Raw genomic sequence first — 16,809 nt, 5'->3', positions numbered from 1 at the left:
GATGATGGAAACAGAAAAAGCAACGGCACTGAAGACGAAGCATCATGGCCTGTCCTGGTTTGAGCGAATCGGCTATGGGTTCGGTGATATGTCATATAATATTATCTTTCAGTTTGTAAACGCATACCTGCTATTCTATTATACAGATGTCGGCGGCATTCAGCCTGCGGTCATCGCCACTTTGTTTCTTGTTGTGCGGGTGCTGGATGCTATTTTTGACCCGATTATGGGATTGATTTTAGACAAAACGAACACAAGGTGGGGAAAGGCAAGGCCATATTTGCTGTGGGTGGCATTTCCTTTTGCGTTATTTACGTTTTTATGCTTCACGACGCCTCATTTCGGTGAGACGGGGAATATGGTCTATGCGTACATCACCTATATTCTGCTTGGGATGTCCTTTAGTATGCAAACGATTCCGGTGAACAGCTTAACGGGGCGGATGACGAATTCTGTGGAAGAACGGACGATTCTGACAACAACCAGAATGATTTTGGTTTATATCGGAATTCTGTTATCGATTTCCTGTGCGACACCGCTTGCGGACGCCATCGGCGGGAAAGACCAGGCATTTGGTTTCCAGATGACAGCGCTTATTTATGCGGCGGTGAGCATCGCGTTGAATCTGTTCAGTTTCTTTACTGTGCGGGAGCGGATTCAGCCTGAAAAAAGAAAAAAACAAGGAATGAAAAAAACGTTATCTGTTTTGTTCAGAAATAAGCCTTTGCTTATTTTGGTTTCTTCATTTTTAGCTTTTGCGATCGGGTTTAACATTAAGCTCAGCACGATGGTGTACTATTTTACGTATAATGTGAACCATAAAGAATTTGTGTTTATGGGCACCGTTTTATTTTTCGGAGCAGCGCTGATCAGCAATCTGTTTATTCCTTTCTTTTCTGAGAAGTGGGGCAGAAAACAAGTCATGATCATCACGGCTGCTCTATCGATTATTTCTTATGCAGGCCTGCATTTTACGCCGTATTCTTCGATTACACTCATTTTCGTTTGGCTTTTCGTTTCTGGATTTTTCACGACGCCTTTGAATACCCTTGCTTGGGGAATGGTTGCCGATTGTGTCGATTATGCCGAATGGAAAACCGGAATTCGCGCGGATGGTGTGGTCATTTCGAGCATGAGCTTTATTAATAAGCTGGGTGTGGCGTTAGCCGGGTCATTTTCGGCCATTTATTTAGGAATCGCCGGATATGTCGCGAATGCAGACCAGACAGTTGCGTCATTGAATGCGATTAAAAACATGAATGCTTTGATTCCGGGATTTTTCATTTTGCTTTCTATTATTCTCATCACCTTCTATCCATTAACTGAAAAAAGATATAAGCACATCATCTATGAGCTTGAGAAAAGGTCTGCAAGATAAATAGGTGTAAAATTTTCAATATTCAATATTGTATTTATGGCAGAAAGTAATATACTGAGACTGTAATCCAGAAAAGATAAATGAGTGTGATCATATGCGTAGTCATTCTGTTGTTTGTATTGGAGAACTGTTAATTGATTTCTTTTGTACCGATGTGGATGTCGATTTGACGGAAGGGCGCCATTTTTTGAAAAGTGCCGGCGGGGCTCCGGCGAATGTGGCGGCAGCGATTGCCAAACTGGGCGGAGACGCGGCTTTCAGCGGAAAAGTGGGCAAGGATCCGTTTGGGTATTTTCTGAAGCAAACGTTGGACGCTGTACACGTCGATACTTCTATGCTGGTCATGGATGAGAAAGCGCCTACAACGCTTGCTTTTGTTTCATTAAAACAAAATGGAGAGCGCGATTTTGTTTTTAATCGAGGCGCGGACGCTTTGTTTACGCTGGAGGATATTGACCAGGCAAAATTAAACGAAGCGAAAATCCTTCATTTCGGCTCTGCAACGGCGCTGCTGTCAGATCCGTTTTGTTCAGCCTATTTACGGCTGATGTCGATTGCAAAGGATAAGGGACAGTTTATTTCGTTTGACCCTAACTATCGTGAGGATTTATGGAAGGGAAGGGTTTCAGAGTTTGTAAGTGTCGCAAAAAAAGCGATTGCCTTAAGTGATTTTGTGAAAGTCAGTGACGAGGAGCTTGAGATTATCAGCGGTGTGAAGGATCATGAAAAGGGTGTAGCGATCCTTCATGAGATCGGAGCCAAAATGGTTGCTGTGACACTTGGGAAAAGCGGGACGCTTCTTTCGAATGGGAAGGAGCAAGAAATCATTCCGAGTATTCCAGTTACATCAATTGACTCAACGGGAGCGGGAGACGCTTTTGTCGGCGCCGCTTTATATCAATTGGCAAACACGGACCACATTCAATCTGTTGATGCTGATTTTGCGAAGCTGCGTGAGATTGTGGCGTTTGCCAATAAGGTGGGCGCTCTTGTGTGCACTAAAATTGGGGCGATTGATGCACTGCCCAGTATGGAAGAGATTGAAGTTTATTTGTGACCATCGAGGATGTTTTCTTGAAAGTCTTTGGACTTTGGGAAGCATCCTTTTTTATATTGTGCGTAAATGTTAAATTCGGGTAAAAAGTTATGTATTTTCTATTGGAATGTCACTTTTTATAAAAAAAGTGAAACTTTTAACGATAATAAATAGTATATGTGGTAAGAAGTTTAACGAAATAGCGGAGGTACTACATGATGAGTATAATGACGAGATTCAAAGATATTATGTCGGCGAATATCAATGCTTTGTTAGACAAGGCTGAAAATCCAGAGAAAATGGCAGATCAATATTTAAGAAACATGAACAGCGATTTGTCTAAGGTAAAGGCAGAAACAGCAGCTGTTATGGCTGAGGAGCAAAGGACAAATCGAGAATTACGTGAATGCCAGGCAGACATGGAGAAAATGGAAAGCTATGCGATGAAGGCGCTGCAAGCGGGGAATGAGGGCGATGCGAGAACATTCCTTGAAAGAAAAACATCTTTAGGATCAAAGCTTCCTGAGCTGCAGACGGCGAATCAAATGGCTGCTGCCAATGCCGCGCAAATGAGAAAGATGCATGACAAACTGGTGTCTGACATTGGAGAGCTGGAAGCACGCAAAAATATGATCAAGGCGAAGTGGGCAGTAGCGAAAACGCAAGATAGAATGAACAAGCTGGGCGCTTCTGTTTCGGGTGCCAGCCAATCAATGTCTGCATTCGGCAGAATGGAGGACAAAGTAAATCAGGCACTTGATCAGGCGAATGCAATGGCTGAACTGAACAGCGCTCCGCTGGATGATATTGATGATCTGACTGCTAAATATGATACTGCCGGTTCAAGTCAGGTGGATGATGAACTTGCGGCGTTAAAAGCGAAAATGATGCTCGATAAATAATACATAGGAGGCCGCAGCTTTTCGGCTGCGGCACATTTTATCATAAGATGTGAGAGGGAACGGGTAATGATAATATCTTATAAGTGTCCGAACTGCGGCAGTGATATGGCATTTGACAGTGAATCCGGGTCGTTATCCTGCGGTAGCTGCGGAAGACAGGACAATATTGAAAGCCTTCCGAAAGAAAACATTGCGGCGCGGTTTTCTGATGATGAAGCAAAGGAATATCAATGTGAAAACTGCGGTGCTGTTTTAATGACGGAAGCTGAAACGACAGCGACAACGTGCAGTTTTTGCGGAGGTGCTGCTATACTTGCCGATCGTTTATCAGGACATTTGGCGCCGGCGAAGGTCATTCCATTTACAATCAGTAAACAAGAAGCAGAGCAGGCATTTCGAAAGTGGTGCAAAAAAGGTCTTCTGACACCAAGAGGTTTCATGTCGGCTGATCGTATTAAAAGCATCACCGGCATGTATATTCCATTTTGGATGTTTGATTTAAATAGTGAAGTACAGGTGACAGCGAACTGTACCAGAGTCCATCAATATGAAGAAGGGGATTATATTTGCACGGAAACAGAGCACTTTGAAGCGTTTCGTGATATCAATCTCGATTATTTGAAAATCCCTGTCGATGCCTCTGAAAAAATGAAAGATGAATTAATGGATAAATTGGAGCCTTATTCATACGATGAGCTGAAAGACTTTCAAACGGCATATTTGGCCGGTTATATTGCGGAAAAATACAATTATACAGATGAGGAGCTTTTTCCGAGGGCAAAAGAGAAAGTCAGCAGTTATATAGATTCATACATACATTCTGCTTTTTCCGGATATACGTCAGTCAATGTGAGGGACAAACATATTCACACGAAAAACGTGAACAGCTTTTATGTTCTGCTTCCCGTTTGGATGGTCAGTTACGATTATGAAAGAGCAGAGCATACTTTTGCGATGAACGGGCAAACAGGCAAGGTTGTCGGAAAACCGCCGATCAGTTCAGGAAAAGTGGCGGCGTGGTTTAGCGGAATAGCAGGCGGGACATTTCTTGCGTTGAAGCTCGTCTCATTGATGATGGGAGGCGGATTTTGATGCGGGGATTTTTCGGGAAAGCGATTCTTGTTGTGCTGGCTGTTTTCATCATAATGCCAGTACTGGGAATTGAAGCGGCAAGAGCTTCTGAATCACAGCAGCATGTGTATGACCATGCTCATCTATTATCGAAAGCAGAAATCAAAAAACTCGAATCTCTCTCGGCAGAGCTGGGGGCAAAGAGAGACACTGATTTCATCATTATTACGACAAAAAGCACGAACGGTGAGGATATTGCTGATTATGCCAGCGACTTTTATGATCGTTACGGAAAAGGCAGTACAGCCATACTAACGCTCGATATGGCAAACAGAGAGGTATTCATCACCGGCTACAAAAAAGCTGAAAAGTATTTGGACAACAGCAGGCTAAACAGCATCAGAAATACGATTTCATCTGATTTATCAAATGAAGATTATTTCAAAGCTTTTCAGACATATATTCAGCTTTCTTATAAAGATATGGGCATAAAACCGGGAATCAATCCCGACAACATATTCTTTACATGGTGGTTTCAGCTCATTGTTGCCATCGCAGTCGGAGGCATCGCGGTTTCAATCATGCTTTATCATGCAGGCGGCAAAGTAACGGTTAATGGGAATACATATATGGATCATCGTACGTCCGATGTGATTGATCAATATGACACCTATATCAGAACGACTGTAACGAGAGAAAGAAAACCATCAAATGATAAAGACAGCGGCGGCGATGGCGGGGTTACGAAAGGCGGTACGTCATACAGCGGAAGCCGCGGCAGTTTCTAAAAGTAAGAAATAGAGAAAGGGAGAGGCAAAATGTCGTTTTTCAGAAATCAATTAGCGAATGTGGTTGAGTGGGAAGAATTTAGAGATGACATAATTTTTTATAAATGGAACAATCGTGAAATTAAAAAAGGGAGCCGTTTAATCATTCGTCCCGGACAGGATGCTGTGTTTTTGAGCAATGGCAGGGTTGAAGGGATGTTTCAAGATGACGGTGATTATGATATTGAATCTGAGATTATTCCATTCCTATCAACATTAAAGGGTTTTAAGTTTGGGTTTAATAGCGGCATGCGCGCCGAGGTGCTGTTTGTTAATACGAAGGAATTTACCGTAAGATGGGGAACAAAGCAGGCGATAAATATTCCAGCAGCGGGAATGCCTGGCGGGATGCCGATTCGCGCAAACGGCACATTTAATTTCAAGGTGCAGGACTATATCAGCTTGATTGATAAAATCGCCGGCGTGAAGGATCAATATTTTGTAGAGGATATTAAAACCCGGATCACTTCCATTCTGGATCAGCTTCTTATGAAGTGGATCACTAGAGAAGGGAAAGACATGTTTAATCTCCAAGCCAATGCTTTTGACATTGCGAAGGGGATTCAAGAAGACTTAGATATGCAATTAATCGGCGACGGAATGACGGTCACTGGTTTTCAAATCATGAGCTTTAATTATCCTCAAGAGGTTCAAGATATGATTACAAAGAACGCTTCCTATGGCATGGTTGGGGATGTAAACAGATACCAGCAAATTTCAATGACGGATGGAATGGCGTCCGGAAAGATGAGCGGAGGCGGTACGGCTTCTGATATGGCTGGAATGATGATGGGAATGAATATGGCCAACCAGATGATGAATCAAATGAATCAGAATCAGCAGGCGCAGTCATCAGGATCACAGTCATCTGGCAGCGGAAGCAAACCCAATTTCTGTCCGAACTGCGGCATAAAAACCGGTGAAGCTAATTTTTGCCCGAATTGCGGCCAAAAGCTTGTGTGAGAATGATACAGTGAAAAGTCCGGAGTGGTCAGACACTCGGGACTTTTTTTATGCGTTGTCTATTGTCTGCTCCTGAACAGGCCATTCCTTATTTTTCGGCATGATCAGAATGCCTGAAAGTCCTCGCTGGGCTCGTTTCTAAAGGGAGAAAAGAAGAGGCGTTGCGGGTATTAAAAAAATAAGGGATGAAAAGCGAACGGCAGCTGAGCTGCAAGGTTTCGAAAAAGAAGATCAGCTTGACAAAGCGACGTTTAAAAAGCTGTGGTTTCGTGGGTTTGCCGGATTGTGTTTATTGGAATTGGCTTCTTGGTAAAGCAGGCCGCCGGGCCGATGCTGATGACAGGCTTGATCGGTACGGCGGCGATATTATGGCTAATCGGGATGTTCTCGTTTTTACTCGAAGGATCGCTGGCGCTTCCATATGTGGTCCTGGGTGGTGAACCTTGCAGTCAGTTTCACTTTCCCGATATTGCTGGCCGCAGCGTTTTTTATCTTCGTTGTATTAAGTATTTGCTCAATCCTGTTTGTGAAGACATTTTTGCCGGAAACGAAAAGAATTTTGCTTGAACAGCTGGAGGAAAATTTCCGCATTTATAAACGCGGCGAGACAAAGAAAGAGTCCGGTGCTGAAGCGATTGGATAAGATAAAAAAAGAATCCGCATACGAGCGCGGATTCTTTTTAAGTTCATTAGTTAGGTCTGACAAGGATTTTCACTTGGTTTTTCTCTTTAATAAGAGCCCCGAAGCCTTCCTCAATCAAATCGTCTAACACGATTTTTTTCGTGACGAGTTTGTCAGCTGAGAAATAGCCTTCTTTCATTAATGACAATACAGCAGGGAAGATGTCGCGGTATCCGATAATCCCTTTGACTGAACGTTCTTTGATGACGATATCGTTCGGGTGGATTTCAGCGCCTTTTTCCCAAATGCTGACGATGATTGTTTCACCGGCGATTGCAGTTGATTGGATCGCTTGTCGTAATACCACTGGAACGCCTGTGACTTCGAATGCTACGTCAACACCGCCGCCTGTGCGTTCTTCAATCTCAGCGACGACATCGTCTGTTTTAGATGGATCAACAATGATCGCTCCAAGCTCTTCAGCTTTTTGCTGACGTTCAGGTGAAAGCTCAACAGCGTAAATATCAGTCGCACCAGCCGCCTTCAGCGCTTCAATCACAAGAAGTCCGATCGGGCCGCAGCCAAACACAGCCGCTTTGTCGCCGGCTTTAATTTTGCTTGAACGGACAGCGTATAAAGCAACCGCTGAAGGTTCAACGAGCGCACCTTGTTCGTATGATAATTCATCAGGAAGTTTGAACAACAGCTCTTCATCTACAGAGACGTACTCAGAGAAACCGCCGCCGCCGCCGGCTAAGCCGAGGAATCCCATTTGTTCATCAAGGTTGTATGCGCCTTGGTGGCCGTGTGTTGCAAAAATCGGTTCGACTACGACGCGGTCGCCTGCTTTATAGTTTTGAACGCCTTCGCCAACTTCAACCACTTCACCTGAGAATTCATGGCCCATTGTGACAGGCGCTGTTTCATTGGTTAACGGATGAGGTTTGTCAACCGGAATAAAGATCGGGCCGCCTAAGTACTCATGTAAATCACTGCCGCAGATGCCGCACCATTTGACTTTGATCTTTACTTTTCCCGGCTCCGTTTTTGGCTCTTCGATATTTTCAATACGGATATCCTTTTGGTTATGCCATCTTGCTGCCTTCATGGATTACCACTCCTATATCTTTTTATATGAGTAATTCCGCACTGATCAATATGAACTGTTCACAAAATCGCCATTTTTAAAACCAAAAAAGAAATGAAACTTTTATATAATATAATCTACGTTTTTTTTGAAAAAAGAAACTTTGAAGAAAAAAGAGTCTCGCACACTCTTTTTTCTTTATAAGAGAGTATGAATCGTTTACATAATTATGAATTTGGTTTGAACAATACGGTAATGGTTCGTTCATATTGAATGCGATAACTACTCTATTAACAATTATAACGCTAACACTGCAATTATAATAGGATAATCTTCCATGGTTTATTTTAGAAGAGATCTTTTTTCTGATTTTGTAACATTACTGTAAGGATAATGAAATAAAAAAATCCTGGTTCATCGTGTATAATTTTCCTAGATGTTAACAAACAGGGGGACGAAATGTTGAAGAAAGTCATTTTAGCCGCTTTTATCTTAGTAGGAAGTACTTTGGGCGCTTTGAGTTTTTCATCAGATGCCAGTGCGAAACATGTGAACGGAAATATTACTTGGTATAATGGAGTCGGGAAAAAAGGCTCTTCAGGTAAAAAACTTGGACATTGGGATTGTGCGACAAAACTCGGATTTGATGTTCCTAGAAACGGGACAAAAATCAGAGCTTATGCAAAAGCGAAACCTAAAAAGGTGATTACGGTTTATAAAAATGATGTTGGCAGAATGCCTCATGCAGTCCTGGATGTAAGCCCTAAAGCGTTTAAAGCGCTTGGATACCCATTAAGCAGAGGAAAGGTAGCGGGACATTACAGCTATTAATCTACATATATAATCTGTAAAGCAAGAAGTCATATTCTTGCTTTTTCTATTGGTGGAGATAAAAGATGAAAAATAGAATCGTATTATTGTTAATTGTCGTGATCGCAGCCGCTGCGGCGGGTTTTGCGTTTTATACTGCAAAGGATCAAGGCCATGAGAACGCTGCCGGTGTTTCAGTACATACGGAAAGCGGTGATAAGCTGCTTGTTTCGATTACAAATACTGATCTCCTGACGAAGTATTACGAAAATGACAAGGTGATCCATGAGGAAAAGCTGACCAGCTATCCGGCATTTGCCTTGGATCAGAAGCAGCAGGTGCTTTATTATACGGGCAATAATGATCAAAATGAAATGAGGCTTTTTAAGCTTGATCTAAAGTCTAATCAAAAGACGATGCTTTATAAAGGCGCGGAGAGTGCGGACAGTTTGTTTTTGTCAAAGGACCGTTCAACCATCTATTTCCGTCTAGGGAAAGCGGACGAAAGCAATTTCCGACTCGCAGCCTTTGATCTGAAAACGAAGAAGTATAAAAACCTTTATCCTGCCGTGAAAGATCAGGATGACAGCGTCAGCAGCTTCTTTTATAACAAAAAAACGGATTCATTTGCATTGCTTCATTATTCTGTAGAAGAAGACTACAAGAAAACAGATGAAGCGAACGAAAAGGGGATCGATCCTGAACCGACAACGATTCATTTTGCGGCAGGCCGCCAAACCCAATTTGATGAGCTTAAAAGCCTTGACCGGTTTATCAGCGATATTGCTGTTTCTGATGATGATAAACGTATTTTGTTTACGTCTTATACACAAAAGGGCACGGAGCAAACCGCTTCTATTCAGATGCTGAATGCGGATACGAAAAAGTATGAAACCATCATTTCAAATCAAAAATCCTTTAAGCTGTTAATTGACGCCCAGCCGCAGTTCTCTATGGATGGCAAGAACATTTATTTTCTTGCTGAAGCCAAGGGGGCTAAAAAGCTAAAGGATGAAACAGGGCGTGAAGCCAAGGTGAGGACGATTTATTCCTATAATCTTGAAAATAAGACATATAAAAAAGTGTGGGAAAATCCGAACGGCATCATCAACAGCTTTTCTGTCATCAACTAAAAAAACCACTCGGCATAGGCTGAGTGGTTTTTTAATGGACAAGGAATGATCCGAGCCATTTAAAGAGATGGATCAAAGGTATCGACAAAAACAGAAGTTCAACATAAGAGTTGATTGTAAGATTCAGCTTTTTGAACTGAGCTCTTTTTTTCAGGTCTTTTTGCTGCTGGTTTGTGATCACGTTATCACCTCTTCTTCATCCATATTATACCATAATGGCGAAATGAAAAGCCCGAAACATTTTCCGTTTTGGGCTTCTTTCAAATTTCGGCTTCTTGCGATGAGAAACCTTCATTCTGGATAATTTACGTCTCCGTTCGAGGATTGTTTGCTTGCGGGAGACTGTATTTATTATAGGGAAGAACTAGCTTGTTTTCGTTTGGCTGTTGTTTTGGAGATTCACTAATGAACGAATGCCGTCGACCATTTTGCTTCCGCACAAAGGGCACAATGGCGTATCACTGCTGGCGAAGTTTTTTCGGGTCCAGCCGTTGCAGTCTTCTTTTGTGCATTCCCATGTACTCACATCTTCTTTAGGCAGCGGTTCTTGATTACGTTTGTTATAGTAAGACATAAAGTCACTTCTTCCCTCATGTATTTTACTGCACATTTCTTATTGTCTCATACTTTTGTCTAATCTCCTAATTCCTTTTTCTTTATGACTTTCCAATCAGCTTATCTAAAAAGGAGAGGAGTGTGCTGTTAAAAGCGCACGGTTCTTCTAAAAACGGGCAATGGCTGCTCTTAGAAAAGGTGACAAGCGTCGAATTTGGAATGAGGCCATGCAAGTGTTCTCCAGCAGCAACAGAGAAAAACTTGCGGTCTTCTCCAAAGCACAGCAATGTCGGCACATTGATATTTTGAAGAGTGCCGCGGTAATCAGCAGCCGTTTGGTTAAATAAAATCGTGCTTGAAATCGCAGCCGGCTGTTTGAGGATTTCTGCCAGCATCCATTCTGTTTCTGTCTCAGCAGGCGGTTCTTGGAACATATTATGGATGAAGTTTTTGTAGAATGGCAGCGGATCGGTCTGAATGGCGTACATCGCCGTTTTTAAACCGTCAAAATCAAACGGACCGTGCTCCCAGCCTTCCCATTGATAGTCGGAAGCGGATTGATCAATGATCACTGCGGCTTGTATGTTATCATTCCCAAATTGATTGAAATAATCCCATACCACAAAAGCGCCCATTGACCAGCCGGCAAGCACGGCGCGGTCGAGCTCCAATGCTTTTAGACATTCTCTTACATCACGGGCGTATTGGGAAATGGTGTGTCCGTGCAGCACTTTGTCAGATTCGCCGTGTCCTCTAAGATCGAGACGAATACACTGATAATTGTCGGAAAGTGCTGAAAATTGCTTGTGAAAAAATTGTCCGCTCATCAGTACACCGTGTATAAACAGGATCGGTGTGCCGCTCCCATGCGTTTCATAGTACAGTCGTGTCTGATCTTCTAATGTGATGTATGGCATGTTTCTCCTCCTCTAGTTTCCGTCATGAGAATGATCGGCTGCTGTTGAGCCGATGATGACAGCTGTCGCGGATGCATGCTGTGCTTGGATGGCGGTTTCGATAGCTGTGTATAGTCCGGATTCGATCAGCAGATTTTTCTCCATACGCTCACTGAGATATAGGCTGACAGCAATTTTGAAATTCATTTCCTTTTGCCATTTGAATCGTTTTTCTTGGTTCAGCTCTTGTGTGATGGCCAGAACAGTTTTGATATCAGGCTCTTCCAGAAATGTGAGCAGAGCAAGCTCAGGGTAATGATCAACCTTTGGTTTTTTGTAAGACTCAGTGATGGCTTGAAACAGCTTTCTGCATTGCAAAACAAGCGTTTCCACGTCTTTTTCAGTGTGCAGGGCAAGGATGTGGCTGGTTTGATGTAAGTGCTGGCCTTTGCGAAATCCGCCTGCTGCCAGATGCTGATAGCACGTTTCCGCTTTATCCAGCGCCTGCAAACCTTTTCCGTTCTTGGCGAGCAATACAGCAAGCGGAATATTCTGAGTTGACGTGAGGAAATAATGATTTTTCTTCATTTGCTGATAAACAGCAAGCCCCATGTTCATCTGTTCTTTTTGATTGCTGGCTTCGGATTTGCCGGTGAGTATAATAAGGGCGGAAAGGTACGTGAAAATGTCCCGTTTGTAGCCAAGTCTAATCATCTCGTTGTATCCATCGATGAAAGTCAGAAACGTTTGCTTTGCCTCATGCTGAAAATGAATGTCCAGAATGGAAGCAACAGTAAAACGATGGTGTGAATTGAGTGTTGAGAAGCTGCCGATGTTTGATTTGATATAGCTGCTCAAATCGTAAAAGCGCTGAAAATCAAACTCTCTTTTATTCACAATATATGCAGAAGAAATGAGCATTAATATCTGATCGTGTGCAACTTTCCATTTTAATTTTGATTTTAATTCGGCATAAATGGAAATGTATTGCCTCGTTTTTTCATTCAGGTCGTTTGTCAGCATAAAAAGCAGCTCCTTTTTGCTGTTTTTATGTTATACGAGAAATAGGGCCAAAAGTTTCATATAGAAAAAACTTGCCCGCAAGAGGCAAGTTTGTCGATTATTTATGGGGATCTGTTATATCCATCGGTCTCATCATGTCATAGTCTTCATGCTCGAGAATATGGCAGTGCCATACGTATCGTCCGCTGTACGGCCCGAATGTCACCGCGATTCTCAGGACTTCACCTGCATGCGCTTGAATGGTGTCTTTCCAGCCCTTTTCATTTGGGGGCGGCGGAACAGCCGGCCCAGTAAATGATAATTCCCCGCTTTCTTGATAACGCGCGATATCAAAAGGACGCCGGTCTATCACACGGAAGGAGACCAGGTGCAGGTGAATAGGATGTGTTCCGCGCGTCGGATTGACAATGGACCATATTTCAGTTGTGCCGGCTTTTGGCGCTTCTGTGACAGGGTCGTGCCAGCGCTTGTTATTGAGAAGAAGGACGGGTCTGCCGTATTCATCCTGTGTGCCTGTCAGCTTCAATGTTCTGATGTTTTGTATTCTTTCATTCTGTACTGACGGGTATGAAGCGAGGTACTTTGGCTTTCTGCTTTCATCTTTTTGCGCCAATGGTTTTGTGACTCTGAATTGCATGATATTCGCATCTGTTTCAGGGTTGACGTCACCGCCGCAGCCGGCGCTGTTTGCCAAAATGATCGATTGTCCTTCATAGGCTGTGAAGTCAATGATGATATCGTAACGTTCAGCGGGCGCAAGGCTGAAGGAGTTCAATTTAACAGAGCGCGGGAGAAGCCCTCCGTCTGAACCAATCTGAATAAATGCTCCTCCATTATCGAGTGACAGGTTATAGGTTCTCATATTGGAGGCATTGATGACGCGGAAGCGGTATTTCCTCGGTTCAACCTCCAAATATGGCCATACCTTCCCGTTGACGAGTATGCTTTCTCCGCAAAAAGCCGGAACGATTGAAGGATTAGGCAGTGACGGGGAAGGGTTTTCCGGTCCGCTTGGATAAAACAAAGAGCCATCTTCGTTGATCGTGCGGTCTGTGATCAGAAGCGGCACGTCGTATTCGCCGGAAGGCAGCTTAAAGCGTTTTTCCTTTGGATCGTGGATGATATACGCGCCGGCAAGCCCGGCATACACATTCAGCCTGGTGAGCGCCATGGCGTGATCGTGATACCACAAAATAGCACCGCGCTGCTGATTCGGGTAATGATAAACCTCTCTTTTAAAATAAGGGCCTGTTTGTTCAAAGTCTTTTGAAAACCAAGCCTCCGGATACCCGTCACTATCAGCCGGCGTAACGCCTCCGTGTAAATGAACAACGGTTTTGACTTCCGGCTCTTCATGCTTGGTGTCACTATGATGAATCGTATGGTCGACCGGCAGCAAATGTGTGGAAGGGAGGTTGTTCATCCATTTCACATAGACGTTTTCATTTCTTTTAACCTCAATGGTAGGCCCCGGAAATAGGCCGTTGTAGCCCCACAGCCGGGTCGGGGGGAGGTCGCGGTGAAGCTTATGGGAGCATTCCTCCATGGTGACTTCGTAGTACGTTTTTTCATCAGATTGCTGTACAGGTTTTAGCGTATCTGGGATTGGGAGAGCATCCACAAATTTTTCAAGTGTCATTTTCATCTGTCCTTATCTAAATTTTCCAAATTGGTACTATAGTTAATGACAAGAAGGACGTGATGGTTACAAAAAAATCTGCATGCCCCTGCCTGACCGAAGAAAAAAATACAAAATCCTAAACGGCAGGCCGTTTAGGATTTGATCAGCATTAAGGCAGGATGTCCGGCTGCTGCTGTGTGGTGACTGGCTTAGCAGCTGCTTTCACGCTCTCCTTGCGTTTTCTGAACACAATGTAAGAGATGAGAACAATTCCCGTAATGATGCCTGTCAGCAGCAGTTCATCCCTCATGGAAGAAATAAACGCCATAGATACTAAAATTCCGCAGATGGCGATGATGGTCAAGTAGGTTAGGAACGGGAAGAGCCACATCTTGATCTTCAATGCTTCCGGATTTGTTTTTTCGAGTTTTTTTCGCATTCTCAGCTGAGAAACAGCGATGACAAGATAGACGAGTAAAGCGATTGCGCCTGATGAGTTGACTAAGAATAAAAAAACGGTTTCCGGTGAGAAGTAGTTCATGACGACCGCGATATAAGAGAAAAATGTTCCGGCAACAATAGCTTGAACGGGAACGCCTTTTTTGCTCAATTTCATAAAACGGCGCGGCGCTTCGTTTCTTTCTGCAAGTGAATACAGCATTCTGGATGTGGTGTACAAACCTGAATTCAGGCAAGAGAGTACGGCTGTGAGGACGATAAAGTTCATAATCTGCGCGGCTGCCGGCACCCCAACATGCTCAAGTACAGCGACGAAAGGGCTTTCTAAAATATTTGCTGAATTCCAAGGCAAAAGCGCGACAACAACGGCGATAGAGCCAACGTAAAAGACGATGATGCGCCATACAACGGATCGGGTCGCCTTTGTCACCGATTCGATCGGGTTGGCTGTTTCTCCTGCTGCAATGGCAACAATTTCTGTTCCCATAAAGGAGAAGATGACAACGACAATGCCGAGCAATACGGAGCTGACGCCTTCCGGGAAAAATCCGCCTTTGCCTGTCATATTGGATAAACCGACTGGCTCACTGCCCGGCGCAAAGCCAAAAATAAAAGCAAAACCAACGATGAGAAAAGCGATAATAGTAACAACTTTAATGAGGGAGAACCAATATTCAAACTCACCGAAAGACTTAACGGAGTAGACATTTGTCAAGGTGAGCACGATCGTCAAGATCAAACTTGTCAGCCACAGCGGAATATCATGAAACCAATATTGAATAATGCCGGCACCGGCAATGGCTTCGATGGCGATGACAATGACCCAGAAAAACCAATACAGCCAGCCGATTGTAAATCCTGCCCACGGTCCGATGGCATCGTGAGCGTATTGAGAAAACGACCCGCTCGTCGGGTTTACGGCAGACATTTCACCGAGCATTCTCATGATAAAAATGACCAATAATCCGGCTAACGCGTAAGAAACAATGGCACCGGGCCCGGTCGAGTGAATCACTGAGCCGCTGCCTACAAATAGGCCGGCTCCAATCACGCCCGCGATTGAAATCATGGTCATATGGCGTGTCTTTAATTCCTTTTTTAATCCTGATTGAGACTGGTTCATAAGTTACCTCCTTTAAAAAACATATGTTACTGAATATTATGATAATTTAAACTCTATCATAAATATACAATTTGTCGAAAATTCCTGTAAGAAAATATAACAGTTTATTTCAAATTTGTAGGGTTTGTTTGCGGTGTTTTTAGCAGACATGCTCGGATGAAAAAGAAAAAATGTTCCGGCAACGATTCATATTTATCCTTTGATATCATTTTTAAAATGTTTGATTGCGAGAAGCATTGATATTACTGGGCTTGAAGAGATTTCTGGGATGGGAAATAAATTGGCTTAGAGAAAAAGTGTTCCATCGTCACTAGTTTCCTGTGGCGGGTGAATCATGTTTCTGTAGACCCACTGCGGTTCAGCTTTGTATCATAAAAATAGGAATACGCGAGCGGAGAGGGGGTTTTATGTATGGAGAGATATGATGAACTGAAAAAAGGCGAATCCGGAGCGCTGGTCAGCATTGCCGCGTATCTTGTTTTGTCTGCGATGAAGCTGCTGATCGGCTATCTTTTTCATTCGGAAGCACTTACTGCGGACGGTTTGAATAACACGACTGACATTATTGTTTCGGTGGCTGTGCTGATCGGACTGCGCATCTCTCAAAAGCCTCCTGACGAAGATCATCCATACGGCCACTTTCGGGCGGAAACAATCGCATCGCTTATCGCCTCCTTTATTATGATGGTTGTTGGATTGCAAGTGCTGTTCAGCGCCGGGGAATCTATTTTTTCTGCAAAAGAAGAGACGCCGGATATGATTGCGGCATGGACGGCAGCGGGCGGAGCAGCCCTGATGCTCGCAGTCTACCAGTACAATAAAAGGCTGGCCAAAAAAGTGAATAGCAAAGCGCTCCTTGCTGCGGCGGCTGATAATAAATCAGATGCATTCGTCAGTATCGGCACATTTATCGGAATTACGGCTGCGCAATTCGATCTTGCCTGGATTGATACGGTTACGGCGTTTGTGATCGGTCTTCTCATTTGCAAAACGGCATGGGATATTTTTAAAGAATCATCTCACTCTTTGACAGATGGCTTCGACGTAAAGGACATTTCAGCTTATAAACAGACGATCGAAAGGATCTCAGGTGTGAGCCGATTAAAAGACATTAAAGCGAGATACTTGGGCAGTACTGTCTACGTTGATGTGGTGGTGGAAGTATCAGCCGATTTAAATATTACGGAAAGCCACGATATTGCCAATGAAATTGAGCGGAGAATGAAGGAGGAGCATGCGATTGATTATTCGCATGTTCATATGGAGCCTTTAGAGCACAAATAATTGAGCTTCCTGTCACAGG

General features: G+C 43.6%; 16 protein-coding genes and 1 pseudogene. 10 read left to right on the top strand and 7 right to left on the bottom strand.

From position 1 onward, the window contains the following. Position 1: 1 nt before the first annotated feature. From V756_RS0117895 to V756_RS1000000123690, 7 genes and pseudogenes are all read left to right on the top strand, one after another. Positions 2-1,378, top strand: coding sequence for an MFS transporter (locus V756_RS0117895; protein WP_032682154.1), 1,377 nt, complete (start codon positions 2-4; stop codon positions 1,376-1,378). 94 nt (positions 1,379-1,472) lie between these two features. Further along, positions 1,473-2,435: a carbohydrate kinase family protein gene (locus V756_RS0117890; RefSeq protein WP_024715879.1), complete on the top strand. Its 963-nt coding sequence runs from the start codon at positions 1,473-1,475 to the stop codon at positions 2,433-2,435. 197 nt (positions 2,436-2,632) lie between these two features. Beyond that, positions 2,633-3,316, top strand: coding sequence for a PspA/IM30 family protein (locus V756_RS0117885; protein ID WP_024715878.1), 684 nt, complete (start codon positions 2,633-2,635; stop codon positions 3,314-3,316). Between the two features lie 66 nt (positions 3,317-3,382). After that, positions 3,383-4,408 carry a TFIIB-type zinc ribbon-containing protein gene (locus V756_RS0117880; protein WP_024715877.1) on the top strand — a complete coding sequence of 342 codons (1,026 nt, stop codon included), beginning with the start codon at positions 3,383-3,385 and terminating at the stop codon, positions 4,406-4,408. Continuing rightward, the gene (locus V756_RS0117875) at positions 4,408-5,175 is read left to right on the top strand and encodes a TPM domain-containing protein (RefSeq protein ID WP_024715876.1); all 768 of its coding nucleotides are present in this window, start codon (positions 4,408-4,410) and stop codon (positions 5,173-5,175) included. The genes V756_RS0117880 and V756_RS0117875 overlap by 1 nt, the downstream gene beginning before the upstream one ends. A 30-nt stretch (positions 5,176-5,205) precedes the next feature. Next, positions 5,206-6,177, top strand: coding sequence for an SPFH domain-containing protein (locus tag V756_RS0117870; protein WP_024715875.1), 972 nt, complete (start codon positions 5,206-5,208; stop codon positions 6,175-6,177). A gap of 88 nt (positions 6,178-6,265) precedes the next feature. Beyond that, positions 6,266-6,820 (top strand): annotated as a pseudogene (locus V756_RS1000000123690) (MFS transporter); the annotation flags it as partial. A gap of 46 nt (positions 6,821-6,866) precedes the next feature. On the opposite strand, the gene bdhA reads toward V756_RS1000000123690, so the two are convergent. Next, positions 6,867-7,907 carry a (R,R)-butanediol dehydrogenase gene (gene bdhA / locus V756_RS0117855; RefSeq protein ID WP_024715872.1) on the bottom strand — a complete coding sequence of 347 codons (1,041 nt, stop codon included), beginning with the start codon at positions 7,905-7,907 and terminating at the stop codon, positions 6,867-6,869. Positions 7,908-8,345: 438 nt separating this feature from the next. On the opposite strand from bdhA, the gene walM reads away from it, so the two are divergent. After that, positions 8,346-8,717, top strand: coding sequence for a cell wall metabolism protein WalM (gene walM, locus V756_RS0117850; RefSeq protein ID WP_081719912.1), 372 nt, complete (start codon positions 8,346-8,348; stop codon positions 8,715-8,717). Between the two features lie 65 nt (positions 8,718-8,782). Then, entirely contained in the window at positions 8,783-9,829 is a 1,047-nt protein-coding gene (locus V756_RS0117845) for a TolB-like translocation protein (RefSeq protein WP_024715870.1), read from the top strand. Between the two features lie 31 nt (positions 9,830-9,860). Here V756_RS0117845 and V756_RS0117840 read toward each other — a convergent pair whose 3' ends face one another. The 6 genes from V756_RS0117840 to gabP all read right to left on the bottom strand — a co-directional run bounded on the left by V756_RS0117840 (position 9,861) and on the right by gabP (position 15,506). Further along, positions 9,861-10,010 (bottom strand): hypothetical protein, encoded by a 150-nt coding sequence (locus tag V756_RS0117840; protein WP_024715869.1) that lies wholly within the window; start codon positions 10,008-10,010, stop codon positions 9,861-9,863. A 183-nt stretch (positions 10,011-10,193) separates the two neighbouring features. Next, positions 10,194-10,403, bottom strand: a complete 210-nt coding sequence (locus tag V756_RS0117830; RefSeq protein ID WP_003234008.1) for a cold-shock protein — start codon at positions 10,401-10,403, stop codon at positions 10,194-10,196. Between the two features lie 82 nt (positions 10,404-10,485). Next, positions 10,486-11,301 (bottom strand): alpha/beta fold hydrolase, encoded by an 816-nt coding sequence (locus tag V756_RS0117825; RefSeq protein ID WP_024715868.1) that lies wholly within the window; start codon positions 11,299-11,301, stop codon positions 10,486-10,488. 12 nt (positions 11,302-11,313) lie between these two features. Then, positions 11,314-12,303 (bottom strand): DUF4003 family protein, encoded by a 990-nt coding sequence (locus V756_RS0117820; RefSeq protein WP_024715867.1) that lies wholly within the window; start codon positions 12,301-12,303, stop codon positions 11,314-11,316. A 97-nt stretch (positions 12,304-12,400) separates the two neighbouring features. Then, positions 12,401-13,942: an outer spore coat copper-dependent laccase CotA gene (gene cotA, locus V756_RS0117815; RefSeq protein WP_024715866.1), complete on the bottom strand. Its 1,542-nt coding sequence runs from the start codon at positions 13,940-13,942 to the stop codon at positions 12,401-12,403. A gap of 151 nt (positions 13,943-14,093) precedes the next feature. Next, positions 14,094-15,506, bottom strand: coding sequence for a GABA permease (gabP, locus tag V756_RS0117810; RefSeq protein ID WP_024715865.1), 1,413 nt, complete (start codon positions 15,504-15,506; stop codon positions 14,094-14,096). 411 nt (positions 15,507-15,917) lie between these two features. On the opposite strand from gabP, the gene mneS reads away from it, so the two are divergent. Beyond that, complete coding sequence (mneS, locus tag V756_RS0117800) at positions 15,918-16,790, top strand: manganese transporter MneS (protein WP_024715864.1); 873 nt, start codon at positions 15,918-15,920, stop codon at positions 16,788-16,790. Positions 16,791-16,809: the final 19 nt, after the last annotated feature.

It is taken from the genome of Bacillus tequilensis KCTC 13622, from assembly GCF_000507145.1.
Classification (GTDB): domain Bacteria; phylum Bacillota; class Bacilli; order Bacillales; family Bacillaceae; genus Bacillus; species Bacillus tequilensis.
The sequence above is the reverse complement of the archived record's forward strand: the minus strand, read 5'-3'. Positions and strand labels throughout refer to the sequence as shown.

Excerpts from the sequence above, each read along its gene's own strand:
- V756_RS0117895 (WP_032682154.1), top strand. The coding sequence starts at position 2 with ATGATGGAAACAGAAAAAGCAACGGCACTGAAGACGAAGCATCATGGC.
- V756_RS0117890 (WP_024715879.1), top strand. The coding sequence starts at position 1,473 with ATGCGTAGTCATTCTGTTGTTTGTATTGGAGAACTGTTAATTGATTTC.
- V756_RS0117885 (WP_024715878.1), top strand. The coding sequence starts at position 2,633 with ATGAGTATAATGACGAGATTCAAAGATATTATGTCGGCGAATATCAAT.
- V756_RS0117880 (WP_024715877.1), top strand. The coding sequence starts at position 3,383 with ATGATAATATCTTATAAGTGTCCGAACTGCGGCAGTGATATGGCATTT.
- V756_RS0117875 (WP_024715876.1), top strand. The coding sequence starts at position 4,408 with ATGCGGGGATTTTTCGGGAAAGCGATTCTTGTTGTGCTGGCTGTTTTC.
- V756_RS0117870 (WP_024715875.1), top strand. The coding sequence starts at position 5,206 with ATGTCGTTTTTCAGAAATCAATTAGCGAATGTGGTTGAGTGGGAAGAA.
- bdhA (WP_024715872.1), bottom strand. The coding sequence starts at position 7,907 with ATGAAGGCAGCAAGATGGCATAACCAAAAGGATATCCGTATTGAAAAT.
- walM (WP_081719912.1), top strand. The coding sequence starts at position 8,346 with ATGTTGAAGAAAGTCATTTTAGCCGCTTTTATCTTAGTAGGAAGTACT.
- V756_RS0117845 (WP_024715870.1), top strand. The coding sequence starts at position 8,783 with ATGAAAAATAGAATCGTATTATTGTTAATTGTCGTGATCGCAGCCGCT.
- V756_RS0117830 (WP_003234008.1), bottom strand. The coding sequence starts at position 10,403 with ATGTCTTACTATAACAAACGTAATCAAGAACCGCTGCCTAAAGAAGAT.
- V756_RS0117825 (WP_024715868.1), bottom strand. The coding sequence starts at position 11,301 with ATGCCATACATCACATTAGAAGATCAGACACGACTGTACTATGAAACG.
- V756_RS0117820 (WP_024715867.1), bottom strand. The coding sequence starts at position 12,303 with ATGCTGACAAACGACCTGAATGAAAAAACGAGGCAATACATTTCCATT.
- cotA (WP_024715866.1), bottom strand. The coding sequence starts at position 13,942 with ATGACACTTGAAAAATTTGTGGATGCTCTCCCAATCCCAGATACGCTA.
- gabP (WP_024715865.1), bottom strand. The coding sequence starts at position 15,506 with ATGAACCAGTCTCAATCAGGATTAAAAAAGGAATTAAAGACACGCCAT.
- mneS (WP_024715864.1), top strand. The coding sequence starts at position 15,918 with ATGGAGAGATATGATGAACTGAAAAAAGGCGAATCCGGAGCGCTGGTC.